The following is a 25,622-nucleotide window of genomic DNA, read 5'->3' on the forward strand; positions in this document are numbered from 1 at the left end:
TGACGTCAACGACATGACCTGCCACACGGTTGCTGCTTGCTCTACCGGTACGCACATTGAGGGCTCCAATGAAGGAACGGACAGGCAAGAATGACGGATGCGCATACGGTCGAGGCGCCGCTCGTAGCGGCCGCTCCGAGGGGCCCGGCGCTGGTGGGGGCTTGGCGCAGATACAGCTGGATTGTGTCGCGAGTCGCGCTGGCGGTGCTCACCCTTTTGATCGTGTCGTTTGTGATCTATTTCGCGACCATTCTCCTTCCTGGAGATGCCGCACAGGCTGTTCTTGGTCGCAACGCCTCGGAACAGGCCCTCGCAGCGCTGCGAGAGCAGCTCGGCCTCAACGCGTCCCCTGTCGTGAGGTATTTCAATTGGCTTGGCGGGGTTGTCACCGGAGACTTCGGCCAGTCTCTGATCTCGCACGAACCCGTCACCGCCGCGATGTGGCCGCGCGTTCTCAACACCCTTTTGCTTGTCGGGCTGACCGCCGTCATTGCGGTTCCGCTGGCATTGGCCGTCGGGATCTCTGCCGGGGTGCGTCAGGGGCGTTGGTGGGACGGAATCGTAAACACCGTGACGATCATTCTTGCGGGGCTGCCGGAGTTCGTCGTCGCACTGTTGCTTGTGGTGGTCTTCTCCACCGGACTCTTCCACGTTCTTCCCGCCGTCGTCATACTCGCTCCGGGGGCCAGTCCGATCTCCTTCCCTGCCGCGTTGGTACTGCCAATCGCAACCCTCGTCATTATTACGGTGCCGTACCTGATCAAACAGATGCGCTCTTCGCTCATCGAGAGCCTCTCGAGTGAATACGTGACGATGGCAGAACTCAAAGGCCTTCCGCAACGAGTAGTTGTGTTCCGGCACGCCGTCCGCAATTCCCTCATCCCGTCGATTCAGGCGACCGCGCTGAGTATCGCGTTTTTGATCGGGGGGAGCGTGGTGGTGGAGTTTCTCTTCCAATACCCCGGCATGGGTCTCGCCCTGACATCTGCTGTGACGCAACGTGATATTCCGGTGCTCCAGTTCCTCGTGCTGGTCATGGCTGCCGGATACGTCGGGTTCAACCTGATCGCAGACATCTTGACCGTGCTCGCCACCCCGAAGCTGAGGACCCGATGACAGACGCACAAAACACTCTCGCGATTAGAACGCTGCGCGGTGGACGGGTGGCGTCACACTCGCGGCTACGCCGTGTGATCGCAGACAAACACACGCTCACGGGTCTGTGTTTTCTCTTGATCGTTCTTTTCGTCGTGGCCTTTGGCCCGGTTTTGGCTCCATACACCAGCACGGATTACGTTGGTTTGCCCTACGCGCTCCCATCGGCCGGTTCGCCGCTCGGCACCGACTCGATGGGACAGGATGTGCTCTCGCGCGTGTTGCGGGGTGGATTCACCGTGGTCTGGATGTCGCTGGGCGCCGCAACGATCGGCATGGTGCTCGGGGTTGTGCTCGGCACGATCGCGGGATTGAAGCGGGGGTGGATTGACGAGGTCATTATGCGGCTCGCGGATGTCACGATGGCCATGCCCGCGCTTGTTCTTACGCTCCTGTTCATTTCTCTCCTGGGCAAGAGCCTTCTCTTAATCGTTGCGCTCGTCGGGCTGGCCCACGCGCCGAGCGTCGCCCGGATCGTGCGCGGTGTCACCGCGGACGTCGCAGAACGGGAATACGTCGAGTCAGCGATCGCACTCGGAGCATCGTCTCTGAAGACCGCCGTGACCGAAATCATTCCGAACATCACGGGCACGATCATGGTGGAGTATGGGCTGCGCATCGTGTGGTCCGTCATCGCAATCGCCGGGCTGAGCGTTCTAGGTCAAGGAGTGTCCGCTCCGCAAGCGGATTGGGGACTCATGATTAACGAGAACCGAGGTGGGCTCGCGCTTCAGCCTTGGGCGGTCGTCGCGCCGCTGCTGTTCATTTCGATGTATGCGCTCGCAGCCAACCTCATCGCCGAGGGAATCGGAAGGACATTGCACATCGGGGCGAAGGGAAAAGTCGCATGAGCAGTATCCAAGATCCAGTGGTGCGGGTCGAAAATCTCCGTGTCGAGATCGACGGCGGCGTCGCCATCGTCAACGATGTCAGCTTTGAGATCGCTGCGGGCGAGTTGTTGGGCGTCGTGGGTCAGAGCGGGTCTGGCAAGACCACAGTGGGCATGGCGCTCTTGGGCTATGCGCGGGACGGCGCACGGGTGACCGAGGGTCGCGTGGAGATCGCGGGTGTCGAGCTCGGATCTCTCGACGGTGTCGGCGTTCGCGAGATGCGCGGTTCGCTCGTGTCGTATGTGCCGCAAGATCCGCGCGCGTCACTGAATCCTACCGTCCGCATCGGCGACCAGATCGCGGAAGTGATGGAGTTTGGGACTCGACGGCGACCCAAAAGTGAAAGAATCGCCGCCGTGCGCCGGGCGCTCGCAGAGACCGGTCTGCCCATGGACGATCAGTTTTTGGCTCGCTTTCCCCACCAGCTTTCAGGTGGCCAGCTTCAGCGTGTCGGTATTGCGATGGCACTTGTCACCGAACCGCCGGTAGTCGTGCTCGACGAGCCGACGACGGGGCTGGATGTGAAGACACAGCGCCGAGTCCTTCGGCTGGTGCGGCGTTTGTGCAAGGAACACGGTATCGCCGCGCTCTACGTTACGCACGACCTCGCCGCCGTCGCTGAGCTCGCGGACCGTGTGCTCGTTCTGCACGATGGAGAGGTTGTTGAGCAGGGAGAGCTGAAGACAGTCTTCGAGGCCCCCGTTGCGGAATATACCAAGAGGTTGCTCGCCGCGTCTCCCGACGTGGCAGCGCGGAGGCCGCACCCGGTGCCGGCCCAGGATTTTGGCACCACGCGTGGTGTTCTGCGCGTGCGCAATGTCAGTGGTGGCTTCCGTCGCAACACGGTGCTTCGCGACATCAGTTTCGACGTCTTGCCGGGTGAATGTGTGGCTCTGGTCGGCGAATCGGGTTCGGGCAAGAGCACGCTGTCCCGCATCCTGATCGGTTTGCATCGCGAGTATCGCGGTGAGATCAGCTGGTGTGACGAGCCGCTCGCCTCGAAAGCGAGCCGACGGTCACGTGCCCAACGGCGTGAGCTGCAGTACATCTTCCAGAGTCCGTTCACCGCTCTAAACCCGCGCAAGACGGTGCGGGGAAGCATCGAGTTCGCTTACGACCTCACCGTTGGAGGGAATGCGAAAGCCCGGAAGAGGGCCGTGGATGAGGTGCTTTCCAAGGTGCAGCTCCCCGCCTCCCTCGCGGAAGAGATGCCGCACACGCTCTCCGGAGGTGAACGCCAGCGTGTGGCCATCGCTCGCGCACTGGTGACGGAGCCTCGGCTCCTCATCTGCGATGAGGTGACCAGCGCGCTTGATGTGCTCGTGCAAGCCTCTCTCATCAATCTGCTCGATGAGCTGCGCAAATCCGAGGGCCTCTCGATGGTCTTCGTCACACACGACCTCGCGCTCGTACGGTCCTTCGCCGACCGCGTCATAGTGCTCAACGGCGGAACGATCGTGGAAGAGGGACCGACGGAAGCGGTGCTGGGTGCGCCACAGCATCCATACACGGTCTCGCTCATGGAAAACACGCTGTCGATCTCGGGTGCCCTCGCAGCCCGTTGACAACTCGTCGGCGCGTGCCAGAGGCGCTGGCATTTTGCATCCTCACCGAGGGCCTATAGCGGCTCGCGATCGTGCTGGACGCGCCGGCCGGCGCCGAAGAGGTCGAGCGTATGGTGCGGCGGCATGTGTCCGGCGTCGCACTCGAAAACTGGGCATCGCCAGCGGACAGCATCGTGCGTAGCACGAGGTGCCGGAGCTGCGTTGGTGCTTGTCACACACATGCGTTGGTGACCGAAATGAGACCTTTGGGTCATAGCCATCGACTGGAGCAAGTCGCTAGGATTCCACTATTCGCCTATTCAAGTTCGTTAATTAACACGCTGGAGTGACATGACGATCCCTGTTGGTACAAATAAGACGCGCCGACTCTCGCGCTTGCTGCGGGTGTTCGCGGTGGGAGCGGTGGTAGTGACGGCGAGCGCGGGATGCTCAGCTCAAGCTGAGAATCCCGCATCCGGAACTGACGGCCGCATACTCAAGGTCGGTATCGCGGGTGACTCCGCGGGAACCACCCTCGATCCCCATGCCCTCTACGACACTTTCGGCACGGTCTTTGCCAACACTTTCTTCGAGCAGCTCGGTGAGTTCGACGAGAACGGGGAGTATAGGAACGTGTTGGCGGCGTCATTCACTCCGAACGACGACGCTACGAGTTGGCAATTGACGCTGAAGGATGGCGTCACCTTCCACGACGGTGATCCGCTCACCTCGGAGGATGTCATCTTCTCCTTCGAGCGCGTCATGGATCCGGCGACGGCTGCCGTCAACCTCAGTGCGACAGCCGTGATCGAAGAGATGACCAAAATCGACGACCTCACCGTCCGATTTGACCTCCTCCGGCCGGTTGCTAGCTTCCCGGAGATCATCGCCGCCGCCAATGCCATGGGGATTGTGGAACCCGATTTTGACCCGAAGCACCCAGTGTCGACGGGCCCGTGGGTGTTCGAATCCTTCGGCGCGAACGGAATGCTTGTCCTGGCCCGCTCTGAGCATTATCACGGAACAGCGCCGGCTCTGGCCGGGCTCGAACTGGTGGCGCTGCCCGACGACGATGCCCGAACGAATGCGCTCCTGACGGGGCAGATTGATGCGGATCTCTCCCTGCAGCCCAGCCAGGTAGCCCGCTTCGACGATCTACAGAAGCTGAGCGTGCTCGAGCTTCCCGCCGGGGGAATCCAGATGATCACCATGCGGGTGGACGAAGGGGTTACAGCGGACGCCCGTGTTCGCCAAGCGCTACGACTTAGCGTGGACCGCCAGCGTGTTCTCGACGTCGCTTTCGGTGGATTTGGCCGAATCGGCAATGACCTCTATGGGATTGACGACCCCGCGTTCCGATCCGATCTGGTGCGCGAACGCGACGTAGACGCCGCAAAGAAGCTCATCAAAGAAGCCGGAGTCGAGGGCGCAGAACTCACCCTCGTGACGCTCGCCAGCGTCGAGCCGATCGCACAAATAGTCGCCCAGAATGCGCAGGAGATCGGCCTGGATGTCACGGTTCAGGTTAAGGACGACACGACCTTCTACGCGCAGGGATACCTCGACTACCAGTTCGCGGTGGACAACTGGCCTGGATCGACGATCTTGAACGTTGCCTCGATGACCGACGCCCCGGGCGCTTCGCTTCCCTATACCCACATGAACGACGCCGAGTTCAACGAGGCGTTCGAGAGCGCCATGGCGTCGACAGATGCCGACGTTCGCACAGAAGCGCTGAGCACAATGCAGGAGATTCTCTTTGAACGCGGTGGATTCATCATCCCCGCCATCGGGAGCACACTCGCAGCGGTTCCGGCGAATACGACCGGTTGGCCCACGGGCGACCCGAGCGGTCTTGGCCTCTACCGTGCGCTGAAGGACGTGAGCTTCACCTCCTGACGCCCGATCGACGTGGGGAGCCGTGACCTTTTGGTATCGCGCTCCCCGCGTGCCTGCTGTCAGAACGGCGCCATCCGCCCACAGCGGTTGTGGCGCGTTCCCAGTCAATCGCGAGGTGTTTGTTTATCGGGCAGCTTCAGCGTTGACGGACGGATTGCCCCGTGTTAGATTCCGAGCACCATACCCGAATAACGACCATTTGTGCCTTTTAATAGGTTGAAGCCTGTTGGGGTTCCACTACTGTTGTCCACATCACCTACATCGAAACGAGTCAACGATGACCAATCCGATCACCCAAGACGCTGCTGAAGGGGTCCATGCAGACGGACCGGAAAGCCTCTCCCCGAGAAAACTGCTGTTCCTCTGGATCGCGCTCACGTTCTCGAGCCTCTTCATCGCCGCCGCTTTGACCACGCCGACCATCATCACTCTGCAAATGAAGTTGATGGAGGTTGATCCAATCAGTGCCGTCGCGATCGTCGGAACGCTCGTTGCGGTTGGCATGCTCACTGCGGCTTTGATTAGCCCCCTAGCGGGCAAGCTTTCGGACCGTACGCGCTCTCGATTCGGAATGCGTCGGCCCTGGGTAGTCGCCGGCGTGCTTATCGGCCTGGTCGGCACCGCAGGAGTCGCGTTCTCTACCGACGTGGCCTGGATCTTCGTGTTCTGGGGTCTCGCCTCGCTCGGCTATGGCATGGCGTCGACGCTTCCGCTCGCGATTCTCACCGAGCAGACCCCGGAACGTCATCGTGGCGTGATGGGCTTCGGCATGTCCGCGGCATACGGAATCGCAGCCGCACTCGGAGCGGCCATCATTCCGCTGTTCCCGGAGTCAACAATGTGGCCGTTTCTGCTTCCTGCGATTGCCGCTGCGGTTCTGGTGCCTTTGCTGATGCTGATCACTCCCGACAACCGGCTGACCGGAGCGAAATCGCCACTGCGAATCACGGAACTTCTGGGTGCTTACTGGGTGAATCCGATGGGGCGCCCGGGGTTTACGTCGCTGATGATCGTGATGTTCCTGAATGGTGCCGGTTTTGTCATCTTCTCTATCTACCTGTACTTCATCTTGATGTTCCATAATGGCGTTTCAGAGGCCGATGCCCCCGCCGTCATGACTGGGATCGCTGGCATCGGAGGAATCGTGTCGATCGTTGCCGGTGCGGTGACGGCGGTGATCTCTGACCGTTTGGGGCATCGGCGACTGTTCCTCGTCGTTTCCTCAATTGTGCTGGCCGGTGGCATGCTGATGCAGGCGTTCATCGAGGGCGTGCCGATGATTCTCTTTACCGGTGCGTTGCAGTACGGCGCCTACGGAGTCATTGGTGTCTTCGCTTTCGCGATTCTTGCCGAGGTGTCGGGGACCGAGACCGCGGGTCGCGATGCTGGCATGTACAACACCGTCACGATGATGTCAGCAGTGCTGGGCCCGATCGCGGCGTCGCTGCTGATTGCGTCGGATCCCACGAACATGATGCCGGTCATCTACCTGTCGGTAGGGGTAACGATCCTGGGTGCGATTTGGATGCTCTTCACCAAGCACATCAAGTAGCGCGCTTCGTCGCAAGCGCGCGTTCAGCTCAGTGCGACCGTGGAGTGGCTCTCACTCCACGGTCGCGCTGGGTTGTGGGCGATCTCTCTGCAGCGCACCCACAGATAGCTGATTCGCCGATCTCTGTTGGCTACGATGAGGCATCCGCAGAAAATCAGAGCGCGCGGTTCGTTTCTACTCGAATGCCGAAAACTCAACGACGATGCCGCCGGGCGCCGTCACTTGGAACATGCGTGTGCCATCAAAATCCTGAAGTGGTGTCGTCACCGGCACGGCCCGTGTCATGAGGCGGTCGTGTTCGGCATCGACGTTTTTCGTGGTCTCAAGCGTGAGATATACGATCGATCCCGCCACGAGATCCTGCGGGTGTGGTTGGGGGGAGACCGGCGATTCGCCGGCGCCGATGAATACTAGGTTGAAGCCCGTCGTTGGTTCGGCGACGACGGCGCCCGATTCCTCCCACATCACCGGCTCGAAGTCGAGATGCTCGGTAAAGAATCTGCCGGTCTCCAGGGGGGACGGGACGTTGAATGAAACGAGAACTGATGTGACGGGCATGGTCGCCTTTCTGTTGGGCATCGCGATCCGTGCTCGCAGAATGCGCGCGATGAGACCTCGAGCTTTTGATTATTCGGTATCTGCATTCCGATATTCGTGCACAATCAATCGTTTCGTCAAGTCTGTTTTCCGCACCTCCGTGAGTTCGATGTGACTCCGCACCATGGCCCGGGCCCTCGCGCGGACTCGGGCTTCCGTGTCGCTGTTGAATACCTCCGTTCAGCTGCGTTGGCCACGCTTCCTGGGGTGGCGGTGGGCACCGACGACCTGCACGAACTGGTGCGTGCATTGGGTGAGCGCGAAGAGGTTCTCGACATTGCCGCAGGTGTCTTGCAGGCCCGACCTGTTGATGCACTTCGCAACTGGCTTGAGCACGATGACAGCAGCGGAATCCATGCTCTCGACGATTTCTGCCTTGGTGAATTCGACGCAGCGCCCGAGCAGGAACGGGCGGCATGGCGTCTGCTCGCCGTCTTTCCCGCGCGGTTCAGCCCCGAGCAGGCCGAGTATGTTCTGGAGGCAGCAGGGATTGGAAATGCCGACGATCTTCTGAGGTCGCTCGTCGCAAACGGGATTCTCGAGCGCATCGGCCTCGGCGTCGGATTCGGCCTCAGAGTCCGGCCTCTCTATCGGCGCCCGGCGATCCGCTCTCTTCGGGGCGACGACAGGGCCTCTCGCGATGCACGTCATGGCATCAGGGGATGGTGGTTGGCGACGGCGCGCAGTTTCGGGTCCACGTGGTTCGGGGCAGAAGAGCTTCTGCTCTTCGCGGCGCTCGATCGCGAATTGGCCACTCTCGAATCGCTCGTGAAGACGTCCAGTGGTGAGGACGCAGATGAACTCCTTGAGATCCTCGCCCGGCTGTGGCCGCTCTGGACGGCACGCGGCCGCAGTCAACAAGCGCGGGAATGGATTGGGCGCATCCTGGCCAGCTCAGCCAACATCGACGATGAGAATAGCTTCGCCGCCCTCTGGGCGATCGCCTGGCTCTCACTTCATCTCTTCGACATCGGCATGGCTCGCCAGGCCGTTGCCCACGCGTCCGAGATTCCTGGTGCGGACCCAGCACGACTGGCACTTCTTCAACAGAGCATCGCGCTTGAGACGATGGAAGATCCTCACCACGCACGGATCCTCCTCGACGACGCCCTCGCCGCCCCGGTCCTACCGGTCGGTCAGCCGGCTGAAGAATTCCTGCGACTCGCCTACCTTGCCCAACTCGCGCACATCGCCATGGACGACGGGGCCGCTCGTGACTACTGTGAGCGGGCGATCGCTCTCTGTGATTCGCAGGGTGAGCTGTGGTTTAAGAGTTCGATCCTCTGGACATTCGCCATCAGTTTGTGGCGCAGCGGCGATCGCGATCGCGGATACGTCGTCGCTTGCGAGGGCGCGGTAGAGGCTGCTCGTGTCGAGGACTGGCGCAGTTGTGCCCTCTGCCTCGAGGTCGTCGCGTGGTATGAGGCCTGGCGCGGTGATCCGACGACGGCTGTTCGAATGTTGGGCTCCATCGACGCGGTGCGCACCTCCACAGGTGTCGATGCAATCTTCTGGGGCATGCAGGATTTTCACGATGAGGTCGTTGCGGAGCTTGAGCGTCGACTCGGCGCTCCGGCCTACTGGCGAGAATTCCATCGCGGCCGTCGCGAGCCTATTGGGCACTACGTGCATGTCATCAACCGTGACGAGCCGAACGCGGGGGATACGGCTTCGCAAGCGCGGTTGCTCGCTACTCTGACGGACCGTCAGTCCGAGGTCGCGGGCCTCGTCGCCCGAGGAAAGGCAAACAAGGAAATCGCGCTCGCGCTCCATGTCAGCATCAGCACAGTCGAGACGCATATCTCCCACATCTTCGAGAAGCTCAACTGCGGGTCGCGCGCCCAGGTAGCCGTCGTAGTCGCCGCCGGGAACGCCCGGCGCTGAGTTCCAACCTGGGGGTATCTCAGGGGCATCAGGGTTTTCCACTATGGATGACGCGGCGAGCGCGCGAAAGGATGGGGCGCAACGCCAACATGCAAAGGAGCTGCTGTGCCCGACATCGTCCTGCACCAGAACGAGCTGGAGTCCGTCACCTGGGACGAGCTCGACGTAGACCCGTACCCGACGTATCGCACGCTGAGGGAACAAGCCCCCGTCGCCTACCTCCCTGGCGCGGAGTCATGGGTGGTTTCGACCTGGGACGACTGCGCATCTATTGACGCCAACCCGGCGATTGAACACCGGGATCCGATCACGGACGAGTTCTTCGGCACTCCGAACGTGATGAGCATGTCAGGCGATGAACACCGCCGCATGCGCGTGGGCATCGATGCGACGCTGCGGCCGCGTGCGTTGCGATCCAGAATCGAGGCCAGCCGGCCGGTACTCATCGAGTACATCGAGAAGATCCGCCCGCTGGGACGTGCTGACCTTGTCACAGAGCTATTCGAGCGGATCAGTGTGCGAATTGTCGGCGATTACATTGGCCTGGCGGACATCGATGATGAGACGCTTCTGAGCTGGTATTACGCGCTCATGAACGAGCCGGACGACGCCACAGTCGTCACGCTCGACCAGATGCAGAGCCACCTTCGCGAGAAGATCGCGAGGTTGAGAAATGAGCCGGATGACAGCGTCATCTCGCACATGCTCCATGACGGTCTCGACGTGGGGCAGCCGCCACGAGACTTCGATGACATCATGCCGACGGTGCGGGTCATCCTCCTCGGGGGTTTCCTCGAGCCGAGCAACTCGATCTCCAACACGTTCTTCGCATTGTTCAGCGAGCGTCAGCAGCTGGCAGAGCTCGTCGCGAATCCGGCCGAGCTGAGCGGGCCCGCACTGGAAGAAGGCCTGCGCTGGATGTCGCCGATCGGCGCAACGCAGCGCACGGTACGAGACGACATCGAGGTGCATGGTGTCGTTATTCCTGCGGGTGCGGTCCTACAGATCTCGGTGGCTTCGGCCAACCACGACGAGTCTCGGTACGAGCACCCTGAGAAATTCGACCTGCACCGTCCGCCGAGCCCGCATGCCGCGTTCGGACACGGTGCACACCACTGTGCCGGACACGCGATTGCGCGGTGGATCGGCACTGCAGTCATCGAGGAGGTTGTCACACGGCTCCCCGGTCTGCGGCCTGCCCCCGACACGCAGGCTGCTCCGCACGGTTGGCTCTCCCGGGGGGTGAAGAGTCTCCCCGCAGTGTGGGACGCATGATCTGCGCAGACGCCGCGCTCCGAACCGCACGACCACTGAGCCCGCACGAGCATTGAGAGAGAACAACATGACCATTGACACCGCCACCGTTGTGGAATCCGCCACACTGTTGCCCCGCCTACCCCAGGCCCTGAGCCAACGGATCGACATCCGGCCCGTCGTGGATGCACTGCGCCCGCTGATTCGTGCACATGAGAAGGAGATGGAAGTCACCCGCCGACTTCCCGAGCAGGTGATCGCTGCGCTGTATGAAACGGGCACCCTGGACGCGCAGCTGCCGAGAGAGTTCAACGGAATAGAGATCCACCCCGCCGATCACGTCGAGTTGTTGTTCGAACTCGGGCGCATCAACGGATCAGTTGCCTGGGTGGCGATGATCATCCCCGGAAACTACCCGCTCTTTCCGGAGACGGTCCAGCGAGAACTGATGTCCCGCGATGAGCAGTGGCGCACGGCGAGCTCGTCCGGGCGCCACGGCACGGCGGTACGGGTCGACGGCGGCTATCGGTTCACCGGGCATTGGGTGTTCTCGAGCGCCTCCGCCTGGGCGAACTATTTCTGCGGGTACGCTCAGGTCTTCGGTGCAGACGGCACTCCCGAAGATGACCCGGTGTGGGGCGGACCGTTGATGATCCACGGGCTGTTCTTCAAGGATGACGTCGAGTACTTGGACCGCTGGGACGCTCTTGGGCTGAAAGGCACGGGCAGCGGCGAATGGAAGGTGAACGACCTTTTCGTTCCGGAGAAGTACACCGGCAGTGACAGTGCAGATCGCGCATACTCCGACCGCCCCTTCTTCCGTGATCCCAGCTGGAACGGCCAACTGCAGATCGCCGCCACAATCCTGGGCTGCGCCCAGAGTGCAATCGATGCGTTCATTGAGGTGGCTGCGACCAAGCGCGCCAACAATTCGTTCGCGAACCGCGCAGCGCTCATGGGGCATGGTGAGTTGCACGCGGTGCGCCTCGCGACCGCGGTAGCCAAGGTTCGCTCCGCGCTCGAATGGGCCAAGTCGCTCGCTGTACGGGCGATGGACGCTGCAGAGAGCGGGAACGAGCTCTCCTATGAGGAGGCCAGCATCGAGATGCAGCACATCCCGATGTTTGCCGGTGTTGTCAGCAGAGAGGTTGCAGACATCCTCTTCGGGATCGCCGGAGCGGATGCTGTGCGTCCGGGCCCGCTCCAGCGCGCGATCCGCGATGCGATGACGGCGGGCAACCACACAGCCGTCATCGAGACCGGTCTACGACCCGTCGGTCAGTATTACCTGACGAAAGATTGGGACGGCGGGCCCGTCATGGACCTGGAGAACTCTCTCATCATGCCGCCGCCCGAGTCAGAGTGACTTTGACTCGCACGGTGGACGGGGTGGCAGAGGTCCCGTTCACCGTGCCAGCGATCGTCGAAGAGCGGGTGGACCGGGGGAGCATCGCTGTGCTGCGTTTGCGCCGCACCGATGCCTCACCTTGGCCGAGCTGGGCGCCCGGCGATCATGTCGAGATCGAAACCGGTTGCGGCGTACGCCAGTACTCGCTGTGCGGCGCTGCCGACGATCCACACTGGACAATCGCGGTACTGCGCGAGCCTGAGGGGCGCGGCGGATCGGATTGGCTCCATCACCATGCACTACCCGGAGCGGAGCTCATGGTGCGCGGCCCGCGCACGACCTTTCCTTTTGGCACGGCACCCGAATACCTCTTCGTCGCCGGTGGCATCGGAATCACGGCGATTGCGCCCATGGTCGCGCAGGCGGAGCGGGATGGCGTGCCATGGCGGTTGATCTACTCGGCGCGTGAGCGCGGAGCGCACTTGTTTAGGGAGCGCTACGCCGTCGACCCGCGCGTGGTGCTGTGGGCCAGCGAGTCGCGTGGTCGCCTTGACCTCGCCGATCACCTCACCGGCCTGGGCGATGAGGTCGCCGTATACGGCTGCGGACCGACGGCGATGTTAGACGAGCTTCACCGTGTCGCAGCCGTGAGGCACGGGCTCAAACTTCGCACTGAGCGCTTTGCCGGTGTCGCTACGCGCGATCACGACCGCACCTTCTCGCTCGAACTCGCACGCTCGGGCAGGACGATTCGAGTGCCGGCGGGTATCTCTGCTCTTGATGCCGCGTCGACAGCTGGCGTCTTCATCGTGAGTTCGTGCCGCTCGGGCTACTGCGGCTCGTGCGAGGTCGCTGTGCTCTCCGGTGTGGTGGACCACCGTGATTCAATCCTCGACGCCGCTGAGCGGGCAGAGAACAGCTGTATGTTCCCGTGCGTCTCGCGCGCTGTCGGCGACAAGGTCGTCATCGACCTCTGAGGGGCGGAGGGAAGCCCCGTGTCGATTCCGTCTGGCTGTGACCAATCACTCTGACGAAGATCAATCGCTCGATCTCGTTTGCTAGTCCCGTGGGACTCCAGTGGGCGTTGAGCGGCGTGATGTAACCGAGCGTTGAGTGCCAGCAGCCTCGTGCAGGCATTCGATGAAAGCGGCGCAGATCGCGCTCTCGTCGTCGCGGACTTGCCAAGCAGCCATGAGCCTCGTGGTTGGTGATCCGGCGAGGGGCACGACGGCGATCGATGGTGGCACCAGCTGTCGGACAGATTCGGGCAGGATGCTCGTGCCGACGCCGGCGGCGACGAAGCCAAGCGCGGTCTCCTGGTGCACGACCTCCTCGACCACGTGAATGGCTCCCGCGGCGGTCGCGAGCACCTCGGTTACTCGGTCGACGTAGCCAGGCATGAGCGAGCGCGGATAGGAGATCATCGGCACCTCGATGATCTCCTCCGGTGTCACCTCGGTGCGAGACGCGAGCGGGTGGTTGACCGGCAGGCATGCGACGAGGCGCTCCTCGAAGACGACCTCGGTCGACAGAGGCGGGGATGACGGACCCGCCTGCGGGAACTCGTCGCGCACGATGCCGACGTCGATTGTGCCCTCGCGCAGGCGGTCGAACTGCTCGCCCGATGTGAGGGGCACGAGGGTGAGCGTCACGTTCGCCCGGCGCGCGCGGAACATCTGCACGACGTCCGGGAGCACGGTGTAGTTCGCAGAGCTGACGAATCCCACGGTCAGCTGGCCAGTAAGGCCGCAAACGTAGTCGCGCATCTCGGCACGAACCGCGTCGACTTCGTCCAGGATCCGTCGCGCTCTCTCCTGAAGGTGTCGACCGGCGGGCGTGAGGCTCACCCGTCGCGTACTGCGCTCGAACAACGCGATGCCGACCTCACGCTCGAGACGCCCGACCTGAACGCTGAGCGGGGGCTGCGACATGTGCAGCCGCTGCGCCGCGCGCCCGAAGTGGAGCTCGTCCGCGACTGCCATGAAGTAGCGCAGTTGACGGAGTTCCATCCCCGAACGATACGGGCTTCGTGTTACCGCTCTGTTACGGGGATATTGCGAGCAAAACGCTATCAATCCGCATCGGAAATCGTATTTGAACTGAGGTTGTATCAATGGTTATCTGGTCCCGCCGCACCCCGAGATGGAGGACCACCCTTGACCACAGACTTCACCCCCAGCACCCGAATCGACATGCTCTACCTCAGCGAGCCCGAGGTGATTGCCGCCGGCATGAAGGACATGGATCGCTGTATGGAGGTCATGGAGGAGGTACTGATCCTCGTTGCCAAGGGCGACTATCGCATGGCCGGCAACTCGGCCAACTCGCACGGTGCGCAGATCAGCTTCCCGCAGTCCTCGCCGTTCCCCGCAATGCCTCTGGACGCGGCCGACCGCCGGTTCATGGCGATGCCCGCCTACCTCGGCGGACGTTTCGACACCGTCGGCGTCAAATGGTACGGCTCGAACATCGACAACCGCGACAAGGGGTTGCCCCGCTCGATCCACCTCATCGTGCTGAACGACAAGGAGACGGGCGCGCCCTTCGCGATCATGTCGGGCAACCTCGAGAGCGCGTATCGCACGGCGGCGGTCCCTGGCGCTGCGGCAAAGAAGCTGGCCCCGCTGAACGCGAAGTCGCTCGGAATTGTCGGCCCCGGCGCGATGAACAAGAGCGCCCTGCACGCGATGACGGCGGCGCGCCCCACGCTCGACACAATCCGCATCAACGGTCGCCGCCGCTCGACCTCCGAGGCATTCGCGGACTACGTGCGAGAGCACTACCCGCAATTCACGAGCATCGAGATCGCCGAGACCGTCGAGGCCGCCGTCCGCGACTCCGACATCGTCTCCGAAGCGGTCACCGGCCTCGTCGGCTCGGAGAACTACCCGTACATCGACGGCGACTGGATCAAGCCCGGTGCATTCCTGAGCCTGCCGGCCAATCTGCGCATGGACAAGGAGTACACGCTGTCGGGCAAGGCGCGGCTCATCGCCGATGCGAAGAGCATCTACGAGGCATGGGCCGAGGAATACCCGGCGCCGTCACACGAGACGGCGTTCGGCATGATCGGACTGTACTGGCAGGACCTCATCGATGCGGGTGAGCTTGACCAGTCCCGGGTAGTGAACATTGGCGACGTGTTCGACGGCAGTGAGGCCGGGCGCGAGTTCGACGACCAGCCGGTGCTGTTCAGCGTCGGCGGCATGGGGGTTGAAGACGTCGCCTGGGCGAAGACCGTCTACGAGAATGCGGTCGAGCTAGGCATCGGCACGAAGCTCAACCTCTGGAACACCCCGGATCTGGCCTGACCCATGAGCAGGAGAGAACACGAGACGATGCAGAAGACAGCAGAATCCGCACGCTACGCGATCATCGGCGCAGGACTCAGCGGTGCGGCCGCGGCCTGGCGCCTGGCGCAGTCGGGAGCGGAAGTGATCGTGCTCGAGCGCGATGTGCCGGCATCCGCCCAGGGCAGCTCACACGGTTCGGCGCGCATCTTCCGCTACGCCTACCCCGACCCGTTCTACGTGGACTTCGTCGTGCAGGCAAAGCGCGGCTGGGATGAGCTCGAGGCGGCGAGCGGCGAGCGGCTAATCACCCCCAGCGGATCCCTCGACTTCGGCGTCGTGCGCGACCCGCACGGGCTCGCACGGGTCCTTGAGCGCGAGGGAATCGAACACGAGCTTCTGAGCCGCGATGATGCCGCGGCCCAGTGGTCACAATTGAACTTCGACAGCGACGTTCTGTGGCACCCGGGAGCGGGGGTGATCGACCCCGAGTCCTCAGTCGAGGCGATGGTCCACCTGGCCAAGACCGCGGGCGCCGAAGTGCGTCTCGGCTGGGAAGCTGTATCCGTCAGGCGGGCGTCATCGGGTTACCTGGTGACGTCATCCACCGGCGACACGGTGCACGCGGAGCAAGTCATCGTCGCCGCGGGTGGGTGGCTGCCGACGCTGCTGAGCGGGCTGGAGCTGCCGGAGGGCTTCGTGAACGCCCTGCCGCAGTTCGAGGTGCGCCAGGAAAACGCGTACCACTTCCCCTACCGCGACCCCCAAGATCAGGGGGAGACCCCTCCGGGCGGTGCCACCTCGTGGCCGACGTTCATCTACAAGGGGCAGGATATCCAGACCTACAGCCTGCCCGGCGGGCGCGACGCGCAGTTCCGCGGCCAGAAGATCGCAGAATACAACGCAGGCCGCATCATCCCCTCGGCGCGCGACCAAGACGGACAACTCGACCCCGAGAACCGCAAGCGCGTGGTGGACTTCGTCGAGCGGTACACGCCGGGAATGGTGCCAGAGCCCTACGCGGAGACGACTTGCCTGTTCACGAACGTACCCCGCGACGACATGATCATCGACCGCGCCGAGGGCATCACGATCCTCTCGCCGTGCTCGGGGCAAGGTGCGAAGTTCGCCCCGCTGCTCGGTGAGCTGGTCCTCGATCTCGTAGTCGACTCCCGGCAGACGTCGGAACGCTTCCGCGCCGCAGGCCAGCGCTTCGCGGAGGTGTGACATGAGCACGCATGCAGACGCGAACGCTTTGTTGGCAGAGATTGAGGGCATTGGCGTTGACGAGAAGCGTGGCGGGTACTCGCGTCCGGTGTTCTCCGCGGCGGAACTCGAGCTGCGGGTGTGGTTCTCCGCCCACGCCACCGAACGTGGGCTGGCCGTCGAGAAAGACGGCAACGGCATCCTCTGGGCATGGTGGGATGTACCCGGCGCGTCGGCCGACGCCGACGGCCGCCACGGCGCGATTGTTACGGGCTCGCACCTCGACTCCGTTCCCGGCGGCGGCAATTTCGACGGACCACTCGGCGTCGCCAGCGCCCTCGCAGCAGTGGACCTGCTGCGCGATCGTGGCGTGCAACCGGCGCGGCCACTGGCCGTGGCGGTGTTCCCCGAGGAAGAGGGGTCGAGGTTCGGTATTGCGTGCCTCGGCTCGCGTCTTTTGGCCGGGGCGGTGGACCCAGAGCGGGTCCGCGCGCTACCTGACGAAACCGGACGTTCCTTCGCCGACGTGTCGTCCGACGCCGGATTCGATCCCTCGCTGATCGGCGCGGATCCCGGGCGCCTCGCCGGCATCGCGGCGTTCGTAGAACTGCATGTGGAGCAGGGACGCGGGCTCATCGACCTCGGTCAGCCGGTAGCGCTGGCCGGTGCCATCATCGCGCACGGCCGCTGGCACGTCCGCATCGAGGGGCGCGGCGATCACGCCGGCGCCACCCGAATGGCGGATCGGCAGGATCCCGTGGTGGTCGCGGCCGAGACGATACGGAGGCTCCGGGAGCACACACTCGCGGTCGACGACGCGCGCGGTACGGTCGGCCGCGTGCTGGTCACCCCCGGCGGCACGAACGTCATCGCGTCGGCGGTCGACCTTTGGATGGATGTGCGGCACCGGTCCGAAGAAGCGGTGCAGCGCATCGTGAGCGACGTCACGGCAGCCACGCAGTGCGCGGCCGAAGACGAGGGATGCGTCGTCACTGTGACGGAGCAATCGTTCTCGCCGACCATCTCGTTCGATCCCGCACTGCGCGACCGGATGCAGGAGGTGCTCACTGATGCCCCCGTGCTCGACACCGGTGCGGGGCACGACGCGGGCATCCTCGCCGATGTCATCCCCACCGGAATGCTGTTCGTCCGCAATCCCACCGGCGCCTCGCACACTCCAGTCGAAACCGCCGGGCCCGAGGATGTGACCGCGGGCGTCGAGGCGCTGGCGGACGTGCTCGAAGACCTGCTCACCCGCTGACCGCCCGCCACATCACGGCAAGGCCCCACTACCCGCTTTCGGCGCATCCGAGCGCGCCGGAATCACGACTGCACGCACAACGAAAGGAGATCGATATGGATATCACCTCGCAGGTGAACACGGCATGGATGCTCACAGCCACCGTCGCCGTGACTCTCATGCTGCCCGGACTCGCGCTGTACTACGGCGGCCTGTCCAGAACGAAGAACATCCTCAACACGATGATGATCGTGTTCGGCGGGTTCGCCGTCACGGCTGTGCTCTGGGTTCTGTTCGGATACGGCCTGACCCTCGGCGACTCCGTCGGTGGCGCTGGCCTGATCGGCGATCCGACCAGCTTGTTCGGCATGCAGGCCCTGCTCGGCGCCGAGACGCCAGAGGGTGCGGTTCCGCCGATTCTCATCGCCGTGTTCCAGCTGATCTTCGCCGGGCTCACCGTCGGCATTATCGGCGGGGCCGTCGAAGGTCGCATGAAGTTCTCGAGCTGGCTGATCTTCAGCGGGGCCTGGGCGACGCTCGTCTACTTCCCCGTCGCGCACTGGGTCTTCGCCTTCGACGCCCCAGACGGGGCGACGACGGGCGGTTGGATCGCCAATAGCCTGCACGCGATCGACTTTGCCGGGGGAACGGCTGTGCACATGAACGCGGGTGTCGCGGCGCTCGTGCTTGCCCTGTTCCTTGGCAAGCGCCAGCACTTCCCGAACGTCGGACGCCCCGGCAACCTGCCGATCGCGATCGTCGGCGGTGGCCTGCTGCTCGTGGGCTGGTACGGCTTCAACGGCGGGTCATCAGGTGGCATCAACGACAGCGCCGGTATCGCGGTCGCGAACACGCTCATCGCGGCGTGCGCCGGATTGCTGGGTTGGCTTGTCGTCGAGCGGATTGTGCGGAAGGCTGCGACTTCTCTCGGCGCGATCTCCGGTATCCTCGGCGGCCTGGTCGGCATCACTCCAGCCGCGAATTCCGTCTCGCCGGGCGGCGCGCTCAGTATCGGTTTCCTCGCCGGGATTGTGGCGTTCGCCGCCCTCGGCCTCAAAGAGAAGCTGGGTTATGACGACGCTCTCGACGCCGTGGCGATCCATATGTTCCCCGGCATCTTTGGCACGCTCGCGATCGGCTTCCTCGCCGACCCGGCCTCGCCGGCGGGTGCTCGCGGAATTCTCTTCGGCGGCGACTGGGGTTTGCTCGGCACGCAGTCCGTAGCTATCGTCTCGGTTTTCGTGTACACCTTCCTAGTGACCGCACTGATCGCCTGGCTCCTCAAAATCACCGTCGGGCTGCGCGTCACCGACAACACTGAGACCATCGGGCTCGATATCACTCTCCACGCCGAGACCGCGTACGACCTGGACGACGTGCGCTCCTGAGCGCCGCCTCTCTGAGATAGGACGAAGACAATGAAGCTCATCACCGCCGTTGTGCAGCCCAGCGCGCTGGAACCAGTGAAGACCGCCCTCGCCGAGGTTGGCATCGCAGGAATGACGATCCTCGACGCGAAAGGGCACGGAACCCAGACAGGCAAGGTCGAGGTCTACCGCTCGCAACGAGTGAAGGTCGACTTTCTCCCGAAGATCTACATCGAGATGGTCGTCACCGACGAGGTGCTCGACGACGCCCTCCACGCGATCCAGGATGCCGCCCGCACGGGTGCGATCGGCGACGGAAAGATTTGGGTCACCGACGTGCTTCAGGTCATCCGCGTTCGCACCGGCGAGACAGGACCGACCGCGATCCATGTCGCACCGCACTCAAACTGAACTCGGGATCATTCGCCCCTCGGATGTCGAACCGGAACAGTGGGCGAACGGCTTGGGGGCCACGCGGGTGATGGCAGCACAGCCCGCGTGGCGGATCAGTATCGCCGAGATCGAGGGGCGAATGCCCTTCTCATTCTTCCCGGGGGTGGATCGGGTTCTGGTCCCGCTGAGCGCCTGGGGAGTTGCGCTCGAGATCGAGGACGATCACCACTGGATTTGTGCGCACTCGGCCGTCTCTTTCCGCGGAGAAGATCGCGTCATCGGGCAGACCGGCCTGAGACGGACGACCGTGGTCAACGTCATGACGCGTCGCTCGAGGGCTCGGTTGGACTGCGAGATCCGCCGTGGGCCGGGTATGGACGCCGAAGACGTCGACGCATTCGTTGTCCTCGGCGGACAGGTCTCGGCGGGAGCCGGTTGGCTGCCCCAGGGAACCGTGATCCTCCGGGCAGCAGAGCCCCGCACCGTGTCCTCTGAGACGGGTAGCGTGGCGTTGCTCCGGTGGTGTCATTTTTCGAAGTCGTCTGCAAACCAGCCCTAGAGCTTTCACGGGTTGTGCAGGCGAGTGTGAACACTGGTCTTTTCGTACTCCGCTGCACAAACCTCAACGTCCTCGACCCAGTGAGCGATGCTGGAAGAACTACGCCTCACGCTTCGTGAGGCCACCCCGATCGACATTTTCAGGTGGGGTACGCCCCAACGCGCATGTCGCTGCTCAATGTCGATAGGCTGCTGACTCGTGCCGCTGCGGATGTTCGAGGCTCATGGTTTGGCCAGGTGCCGGTAGATCGTGGGGCGGGTGACTCCGAATTCCTCGGCGATGTGCTGGACGGTGTGGGCCCTTTTGCCGTCGGCGTCTTTCTCCTCATACATGTCGCGGGCCAGTCTGACCTGGCGAGGCCCGAGCTTGGGTTTCTGTCCGCCGGTCCGTCCCCGGGCACGGGCCGCGGCCAGCCCATCGCGGGTGCGTTCGGACATTAGGGCGTGTTCAAACTCGGCAATCGAGCCAAGGATCTGGAAGAACATCCGCCCGGTGATGCTGGACGTATCGATGCCTTGATCCAAGACAACCAGATCAACGCCGCGCTCCTGGAGGGTGTTCGATAAGTCGATGAGGTTCTCCAGCGACCTGCCGAGCCGGTCGAGTTTAGTCACGACGAGCTGATCGCCGGTCCGGTTGGCCGAGAGGAGAGCCTTGTCGAGTTCGGGCCGTCGGGCGAGTGTTCCCGAAGCCGAGTCGAGAAAAACCTTCTCACAGCCAGCCGCGGTCAGGGCGTCGTGTTGGGCCTCAGGGTGCTGGTCCCGGGTAGAGACCCGACCATATCCAATACGCATACCAGCAACGTATCACCAACACGGTATCGCGTTACACAGGCGCGTACACGACAAGCATTACAAAATATGCCCCGTGTTTCCGGGACTTACTGAACCTGTCCCGAAGTGTCTTGCGAACGATCGTTACCGAACGCCACACCTACACGCTTTAGCGTCGGATACTTCGGTGAATTCACAAGCCACCCCTCCTCACCAACTCTGACAAGCAGGGGACGACGCAGCTCGTCCCGCGTCCGTCAGGACACCCGAACCCAGCAAAGCCCCCACGACGGGGCGATCGATCCAGAGGTCAACTGAGCAGACAAGACCTCGTCAGGCAATCACGGAATCGGTTGTGCAGGCGAGAAAGGAAATTTGCGCAGGCGACTTCGGAAAATGACAAGTGGAGGGCTGACGCATCGTCCAAGGAGTCCGCATGACGGACACGCACGTCGCACTGTTTCATCTGCGCACCCCTCCGTGCGAAATGTCGGCCGGAAACGACGGCAGCGCCTATCTCAATATTGTCCCGACGTACAGCAGACTCGACCGTGCCAAAATGAAAAACGGCGACATGTGTTCGATATCTGATATCTATTGGTCGAATATTGGTAATATGTCGAATGGTTGGCGAGCGCATTTTCTTGTCGATTGACCATGGCGATCGATCCTCGGCCGCGACTGGCAGTTGACCCTCTACCGATAACGGGAGACCCAAATGATCATCGATGTTGACGAAACTGGCATTGTTTTACGTAGGCCGCGTCATTTCGCCTCGCTTTCGGTGGAAAGTCGGATCTCGCCGAGCGCCCTGCAGACAGCGCTCGAAGCGGTCGGGGCGAGTCTTGACGGCATCAACGCCTGGATCCCGACCGATGTACTCGAACGCTGGGCCGGGCCCCTGTTACGCGATTCCGCGTGGAGACAAGGCCTCGTTGACATGTACGCCTATGCGCACGACCACGGTTGGGTCGATCGCGATCGTATTCGCGTGCATGTCGTTCACAGGGCCGCCGGGGCCGCTCACTACGCCACCGCCGTCGTCGGACTCGGGGCACAAGGCTCCGGAATCGCGCGTCGGCTAAACAAGCTCGGCCACGACGTTGTCGCGGGTGTCGACATTGGCGACCGCGTCGGCAAACGCATCGACGAGCTCGTGCCCGGTTTTGTGGGCGACGGCATAGTGCTGGGTAGCGTCACCGAGCTCATCGCAGCCCACCCCGACCTCGACATCGTCGCACTCGCGGCTTCTGTTCCGCTGGCAGTGACGCGTCCGTGGGCGGCCGAACTGACCTCGCACGGCATCAATGTCGTCACCCTCGACCACGAGGCTTTTGCATTCGACGAGAGCTGGGTGCCTGAGCTCGATGCCGCCGCCAAAGCCGGCGGTGCCAGTTTCATGGGTGTCGGCGTGCAGGATGTCGCTTGGCTGCACCTCATCCGCCTCGCGAGCGCCGCCGTCGCCGACATCCGCAAGATCACGCTGACCAATATCGTTCCGGTGGAGGTGCTCTCTCTCGGCTTGTTGGAGCAGATCGGCCTCGGAAACCCTGCTGACATGGGTGACGATGCGCAGGGCGGGCCCGACGGCGGCCCGGACGACCTCGAGGGCGAAGGCGAGCAGTCAGTGGTGGCCGGCCCCGTACGGGAGGTCGCACGCATGTTCGGCGCAACGGCCGGTGACATGACGCTGTCGTTCGATCCCGTCGTCGGCGACACCGACTACTACTGGATCGGCGGGGACCGTTTGATTCCGGCCGGCACCGTACAAGGCATTCGTGAGGTGGCCACATGCAGCACCGATCGAGGGTTCGACATCGAGGGCGTCGTCGCCGTCATGCCTGGCGGTGACGAGGTCTCGGAGAATATCGTCGAGATCGAGGGGGAGTCGACCCTGCGCGTCACGTTCGGGCCGATCACGACCGAGGTCACCGACCTTGCTCTGATCGCCCGTATCCCCGATATCGTGCGGGCGGCTCCAGGCGTGCGTTTCTCGGCCGACATGCCGAGTCCGCGCCACCACTTTGGGCCATCGGCCGATGACCAGCACTCGCCACAGCGAGAGGGTGCATCACGGTGAATCAGCGCTCAGCCAAGCCGTCACTCCCGGTCGCACTGGGAGAGCGGATCGACACTACTCCGGTGATTGACTATCTGCGGCCGATCATTCAGCAGTACGAGCAGCGCATTGAGGACGACGCACGCCTGCCAGATGAACTCGTTGACATCCTGCACGACGCCGGCGTTTTCTCAACGTTGCTGCCCCGCGAGTACGGCGGGCGTGAGCTGCATCCGGTCGATCACTTCGACTTCATTTTCGAACTTTCCCGAATCAACGGCTCGGTGGGCTGGTGTGCCATGATCCAGACCGGCGGCTACCCGATGGTCGAGCCGGAGGTCTTCGCTGAGCTTTCTGGCAAGAAGCCTTGGTTGACTGCGGGCAGCCATGGGCGCATCGGCACCGAACATCGGGTGGAAGGCGGCTACCGTTTCACAGGTGAGTGGCGCTTCTGCAGTGGCTCAGCCTGGGCGCAGTACCTCACCGGATGGGCCAAAATCGTTGACGATGAGGGCAACCCGATCATCGACCTGGTAACAGGCGAGGAAGCGATGATTGACGGGCTTTTCGCCAAAGCTGACGTCACCGTGCTCGATGAGTGGAACCCCATGGGCATGCGCGGAACCGGCAGCGGCGGCTTTACAGTCGAAGACGAGTTCCTGGAGGAGCGTTTCACTATGGGTGCCGATGACATCCCGGACGCGTACCGGGATCGTGCGGTCTATAACCTGAGCGGATGGGCGGGTCAGCTGCACATCGCCGCAATGATGCTCGGCAGTGTGCAGGGCATGGTAGACGAGTTCGTCAAGGTTGCGGCGCTACGTCGTGAGCGATTCTCCTTCACGAATCGCGCCGGTCGCATGGGTCGCGAGCAGCTGCACCAGATTCGAATTGCCGAGGCGCACGCCGAGATCAGGGCTGTCGTCGAGTGGGCGCGTGCACTGGGCGCCCGGGACTACGACGCGGCCCTGCGCGGCGAAACGCTGCCGTACGAGGACGGCGTCATTGCCATGCAAGCAGTACCCCTGCACGCCGGGCGCGTGGCCAAGGAGATCGCCCTGACATTGTTCGGCCTTGCCGGTGCAGATGCCGTGCCGCGCGACAGTGGGCTTTCACGTGCTTTTCGGGACACCCTCACCGGATCACAGCACACCGCGTTCCTGGAGCCACAATTTCAGCCGATCGGTCAGTACCTGCTCAGCAAGGATTCCCCGGAGGGCGTACATATCGATGAGAGCTTCTTGATGCCGCTCCCCCCGAGGGGCGAATAAAGCGCCGTTCGCAAGCGGCGGTGCGCCGAGCGCCGCAGGGTGATCGCCCTGCGGCACTTGCACCGCTCAACTCCACACGATGGAGAGCTGCTCCTTCTTTCCCGCGAAACGGTGAAGGTGTTCGGCCACAGAGTCGCAGTTGGCTCTGAGCGCCGCGTCGTCATCTGCACATGCGACGAGCACGAGCTCGTCTGTACGCACCTCGACGCTGATGCCGGTCGCGGGAAAATCGCCCATCGCGTCGAAATGCATCCTCGTGACGGCGCCATCGACCTCGGGTTCCGTGTGTCGACCCCAGTGGCTGATGAATTGCTTGGCATAGCGCGGGGCGAGCGGGGTGTGAACGATGCTCGTTGAGCTGAGTTTCATCATCGATGTGTCCTTATCTCGGGAAGCAGGCCGCCGTCGGTCGCATCCGAGCTGGCGACCTCAATGACATGCGGAGGGGCATCCCGCTGCTGATGCAATGGGATGCCCCGTTGGTTGGAAGATCGTCTAAGAAGCCGAGTCAACCAAGGTGCGCAGATCTGCGAGCTGCGCGTCGACGGCGCCCGGAGTGAGGTCCCACAGGCCGAGGTTGACGCGGTCGGCACCCGCCTCACGGTATGCAGCAAGGTCATCAGCGGACTCGACACCGTACACGTGAAGCAGCTTGTCGGGGTGCGCCGCCTTGAACTCCTTGGCCTGTGCAACGCCGCTCTCGTCCCACGGCCACATCGCCCAACCGTCGGCGGCCTCGGCGACGCGCTCTCCGATTCCATCGAAGCCAGCCCCGAGGAGCACGGGAACGTGGATGCGGCCGTCGGTGTCGCGCGGGCCGACCGAGGCCTCGTCGAACTTGACGAACTCTCCGTTGAACGATGAGGTCTCGTTGTTGAAGATCTCGCGCATCGCGAGCATGCGCTCGCGGAGAACGTCGCGCACCTGTTCCGGGTTGGTACCGTGGTTGCGCATTTCCTCGGAAACTGAGCCCGTCGCCACGATCAGGTCGATGCGGTTGCCTGACAGAGCGGCGATGGTCGCCGCCTGTTTGGCCGTCAGGATCGGATCGCGCATTCCGAGCTGCATGATGCCGGAGCCGACGCGCAGACGTTCGGTGGCGTTGGCGGCGAGGGCGAAGACAGTAAATAGTTCGAAACTCGACGGCGGGTGCTGCTCCAAGTTGCCGACGGAGTGGATGTGCTCGCCCAGAACCAGGGCGTCGAAGCCGGCGTCCTCGATCTTGCGAGCTACGTTGTCGGGGCGCTCAGTATCGGCGTTGAAACCGCCGACGTTGATTCCAATTTCCATTGTTTTCCTTTTCATTATTCAGAAGTGGCTGAGGCTGGTTTCTTCGGGCTT

At 63.1% G+C, this 25,622-nt stretch carries 23 protein-coding genes; 18 read left to right on the forward strand and 5 right to left on the reverse strand.

The window, feature by feature from the left end; all coding sequences use genetic code 11:
- Window positions 1–90: 90 nt before the first annotated feature.
- The 5 genes from ABD791_RS12675 to ABD791_RS12695 all read left to right on the forward strand — a co-directional run bounded on the left by ABD791_RS12675 (window position 91) and on the right by ABD791_RS12695 (window position 7,040).
- The gene (locus ABD791_RS12675) at window positions 91–1,116 is read left to right on the forward strand and encodes an ABC transporter permease (RefSeq protein ID WP_345067138.1); all 1,026 of its coding nucleotides are present in this window, start codon (window positions 91–93) and stop codon (window positions 1,114–1,116) included.
- Entirely contained in the window at window positions 1,113–2,006 is an 894-nt protein-coding gene (locus ABD791_RS12680) for an ABC transporter permease (RefSeq protein ID WP_345067141.1), read from the forward strand. The genes ABD791_RS12675 and ABD791_RS12680 overlap by 4 nt, the downstream gene beginning before the upstream one ends.
- Window positions 2,003–3,610, forward strand: coding sequence for an ABC transporter ATP-binding protein (locus ABD791_RS12685; RefSeq protein ID WP_345067143.1), 1,608 nt, complete (start codon window positions 2,003–2,005; stop codon window positions 3,608–3,610). Before ABD791_RS12680 ends, ABD791_RS12685 begins: the two co-directional genes overlap by 4 nt.
- 330 nt (window positions 3,611–3,940) lie before the next feature.
- Window positions 3,941–5,488 (forward strand): ABC transporter substrate-binding protein, encoded by a 1,548-nt coding sequence (locus tag ABD791_RS12690; RefSeq protein ID WP_345067146.1) that lies wholly within the window; start codon window positions 3,941–3,943, stop codon window positions 5,486–5,488.
- Window positions 5,489–5,765: 277 nt separating this feature from the next.
- A complete protein-coding gene (locus ABD791_RS12695) occupies window positions 5,766–7,040 on the forward strand; it encodes an MFS transporter (RefSeq protein ID WP_345067149.1) in 1,275 nt (424 codons plus the stop codon).
- A 174-nt stretch (window positions 7,041–7,214) separates the two neighbouring features.
- Here ABD791_RS12695 and ABD791_RS12700 read toward each other — a convergent pair whose 3' ends face one another.
- Window positions 7,215–7,598 (reverse strand): VOC family protein, encoded by a 384-nt coding sequence (locus tag ABD791_RS12700; RefSeq protein ID WP_345067152.1) that lies wholly within the window; start codon window positions 7,596–7,598, stop codon window positions 7,215–7,217.
- Between the two features lie 246 nt (window positions 7,599–7,844).
- On the opposite strand from ABD791_RS12700, the gene ABD791_RS12705 reads away from it, so the two are divergent.
- The 4 genes from ABD791_RS12705 (at window position 7,845) to ABD791_RS12720 (ending at window position 13,100) form a co-directional block, all read left to right on the forward strand.
- Complete coding sequence (locus ABD791_RS12705) at window positions 7,845–9,521, forward strand: LuxR C-terminal-related transcriptional regulator (RefSeq protein ID WP_345067155.1); 1,677 nt, start codon at window positions 7,845–7,847, stop codon at window positions 9,519–9,521.
- A gap of 105 nt (window positions 9,522–9,626) precedes the next feature.
- On the forward strand, window positions 9,627–10,796 hold the full coding sequence (locus tag ABD791_RS12710) for a cytochrome P450 (RefSeq protein WP_345067158.1): 1,170 nt from the start codon (window positions 9,627–9,629) through the stop codon (window positions 10,794–10,796).
- Between the two features lie 67 nt (window positions 10,797–10,863).
- On the forward strand, window positions 10,864–12,141 hold the full coding sequence (locus tag ABD791_RS12715) for an acyl-CoA dehydrogenase family protein (RefSeq protein ID WP_345067161.1): 1,278 nt from the start codon (window positions 10,864–10,866) through the stop codon (window positions 12,139–12,141).
- A 14-nt stretch (window positions 12,142–12,155) separates the two neighbouring features.
- Window positions 12,156–13,100, forward strand: coding sequence for a PDR/VanB family oxidoreductase (locus tag ABD791_RS12720; protein ID WP_345067163.1), 945 nt, complete (start codon window positions 12,156–12,158; stop codon window positions 13,098–13,100).
- Between the two features lie 81 nt (window positions 13,101–13,181).
- Here the strand turns inward: ABD791_RS12720 and ABD791_RS12725 are convergent, their stop codons facing one another.
- Entirely contained in the window at window positions 13,182–14,132 is a 951-nt protein-coding gene (locus ABD791_RS12725; protein WP_345067165.1) for a LysR family transcriptional regulator, read from the reverse strand.
- A gap of 147 nt (window positions 14,133–14,279) precedes the next feature.
- Here ABD791_RS12725 and ABD791_RS12730 point away from each other — a divergent pair, with 147 nt between their 5' ends.
- The 6 genes from ABD791_RS12730 (at window position 14,280) to ABD791_RS12755 (ending at window position 20,178) form a co-directional block, all read left to right on the forward strand.
- Window positions 14,280–15,434: a tyramine oxidase subunit B gene (locus ABD791_RS12730; protein ID WP_345067168.1), complete on the forward strand. Its 1,155-nt coding sequence runs from the start codon at window positions 14,280–14,282 to the stop codon at window positions 15,432–15,434.
- Between the two features lie 27 nt (window positions 15,435–15,461).
- On the forward strand, window positions 15,462–16,640 hold the full coding sequence (locus ABD791_RS12735; RefSeq protein WP_345067170.1) for an FAD-dependent oxidoreductase: 1,179 nt from the start codon (window positions 15,462–15,464) through the stop codon (window positions 16,638–16,640).
- 1 nt (window position 16,641) lies between these two features.
- Window positions 16,642–17,880 carry an allantoate amidohydrolase gene (locus ABD791_RS12740; RefSeq protein ID WP_345067172.1) on the forward strand — a complete coding sequence of 413 codons (1,239 nt, stop codon included), beginning with the start codon at window positions 16,642–16,644 and terminating at the stop codon, window positions 17,878–17,880.
- A gap of 95 nt (window positions 17,881–17,975) precedes the next feature.
- Window positions 17,976–19,247: an ammonium transporter gene (locus tag ABD791_RS12745; RefSeq protein ID WP_345067174.1), complete on the forward strand. Its 1,272-nt coding sequence runs from the start codon at window positions 17,976–17,978 to the stop codon at window positions 19,245–19,247.
- Between the two features lie 30 nt (window positions 19,248–19,277).
- Window positions 19,278–19,637 carry a P-II family nitrogen regulator gene (locus ABD791_RS12750; RefSeq protein ID WP_345067176.1) on the forward strand — a complete coding sequence of 120 codons (360 nt, stop codon included), beginning with the start codon at window positions 19,278–19,280 and terminating at the stop codon, window positions 19,635–19,637.
- The gene (locus ABD791_RS12755) at window positions 19,615–20,178 is read left to right on the forward strand and encodes a HutD/Ves family protein (RefSeq protein WP_345067179.1); all 564 of its coding nucleotides are present in this window, start codon (window positions 19,615–19,617) and stop codon (window positions 20,176–20,178) included. Before ABD791_RS12750 ends, ABD791_RS12755 begins: the two co-directional genes overlap by 23 nt.
- A 221-nt stretch (window positions 20,179–20,399) precedes the next feature.
- Here the strand turns inward: ABD791_RS12755 and ABD791_RS12760 are convergent, their stop codons facing one another.
- Entirely contained in the window at window positions 20,400–20,972 is a 573-nt protein-coding gene (locus ABD791_RS12760) for a recombinase family protein (RefSeq protein WP_345067182.1), read from the reverse strand.
- 415 nt (window positions 20,973–21,387) lie between these two features.
- On the opposite strand from ABD791_RS12760, the gene ABD791_RS12765 reads away from it, so the two are divergent.
- The 3 genes from ABD791_RS12765 to ABD791_RS12775 all read left to right on the forward strand — a co-directional run bounded on the left by ABD791_RS12765 (window position 21,388) and on the right by ABD791_RS12775 (window position 24,281).
- A complete protein-coding gene (locus ABD791_RS12765; RefSeq protein WP_345067185.1) occupies window positions 21,388–21,606 on the forward strand; it encodes a hypothetical protein in 219 nt (72 codons plus the stop codon).
- Between the two features lie 129 nt (window positions 21,607–21,735).
- Complete coding sequence (locus tag ABD791_RS12770) at window positions 21,736–23,031, forward strand: hypothetical protein (protein ID WP_345067188.1); 1,296 nt, start codon at window positions 21,736–21,738, stop codon at window positions 23,029–23,031.
- Window positions 23,028–24,281 carry an acyl-CoA dehydrogenase family protein gene (locus ABD791_RS12775; protein WP_345067191.1) on the forward strand — a complete coding sequence of 418 codons (1,254 nt, stop codon included), beginning with the start codon at window positions 23,028–23,030 and terminating at the stop codon, window positions 24,279–24,281. Before ABD791_RS12770 ends, ABD791_RS12775 begins: the two co-directional genes overlap by 4 nt.
- A gap of 66 nt (window positions 24,282–24,347) precedes the next feature.
- On the opposite strand, the gene ABD791_RS12780 is transcribed toward ABD791_RS12775, so the two are convergent.
- Window positions 24,348–24,653: a DUF2218 domain-containing protein gene (locus ABD791_RS12780; protein WP_345067194.1), complete on the reverse strand. Its 306-nt coding sequence runs from the start codon at window positions 24,651–24,653 to the stop codon at window positions 24,348–24,350.
- A 123-nt stretch (window positions 24,654–24,776) separates the two neighbouring features.
- Window positions 24,777–25,571 (reverse strand): LLM class flavin-dependent oxidoreductase, encoded by a 795-nt coding sequence (locus tag ABD791_RS12785; protein ID WP_345067197.1) that lies wholly within the window; start codon window positions 25,569–25,571, stop codon window positions 24,777–24,779.
- Window positions 25,572–25,622: the final 51 nt, after the last annotated feature.

The sequence above is a fragment of the Glaciibacter kafniensis genome (assembly GCF_039538945.1).
In the GTDB taxonomy this organism is placed as follows: domain Bacteria; phylum Actinomycetota; class Actinomycetes; order Actinomycetales; family Microbacteriaceae; genus Cryobacterium; species Cryobacterium kafniensis.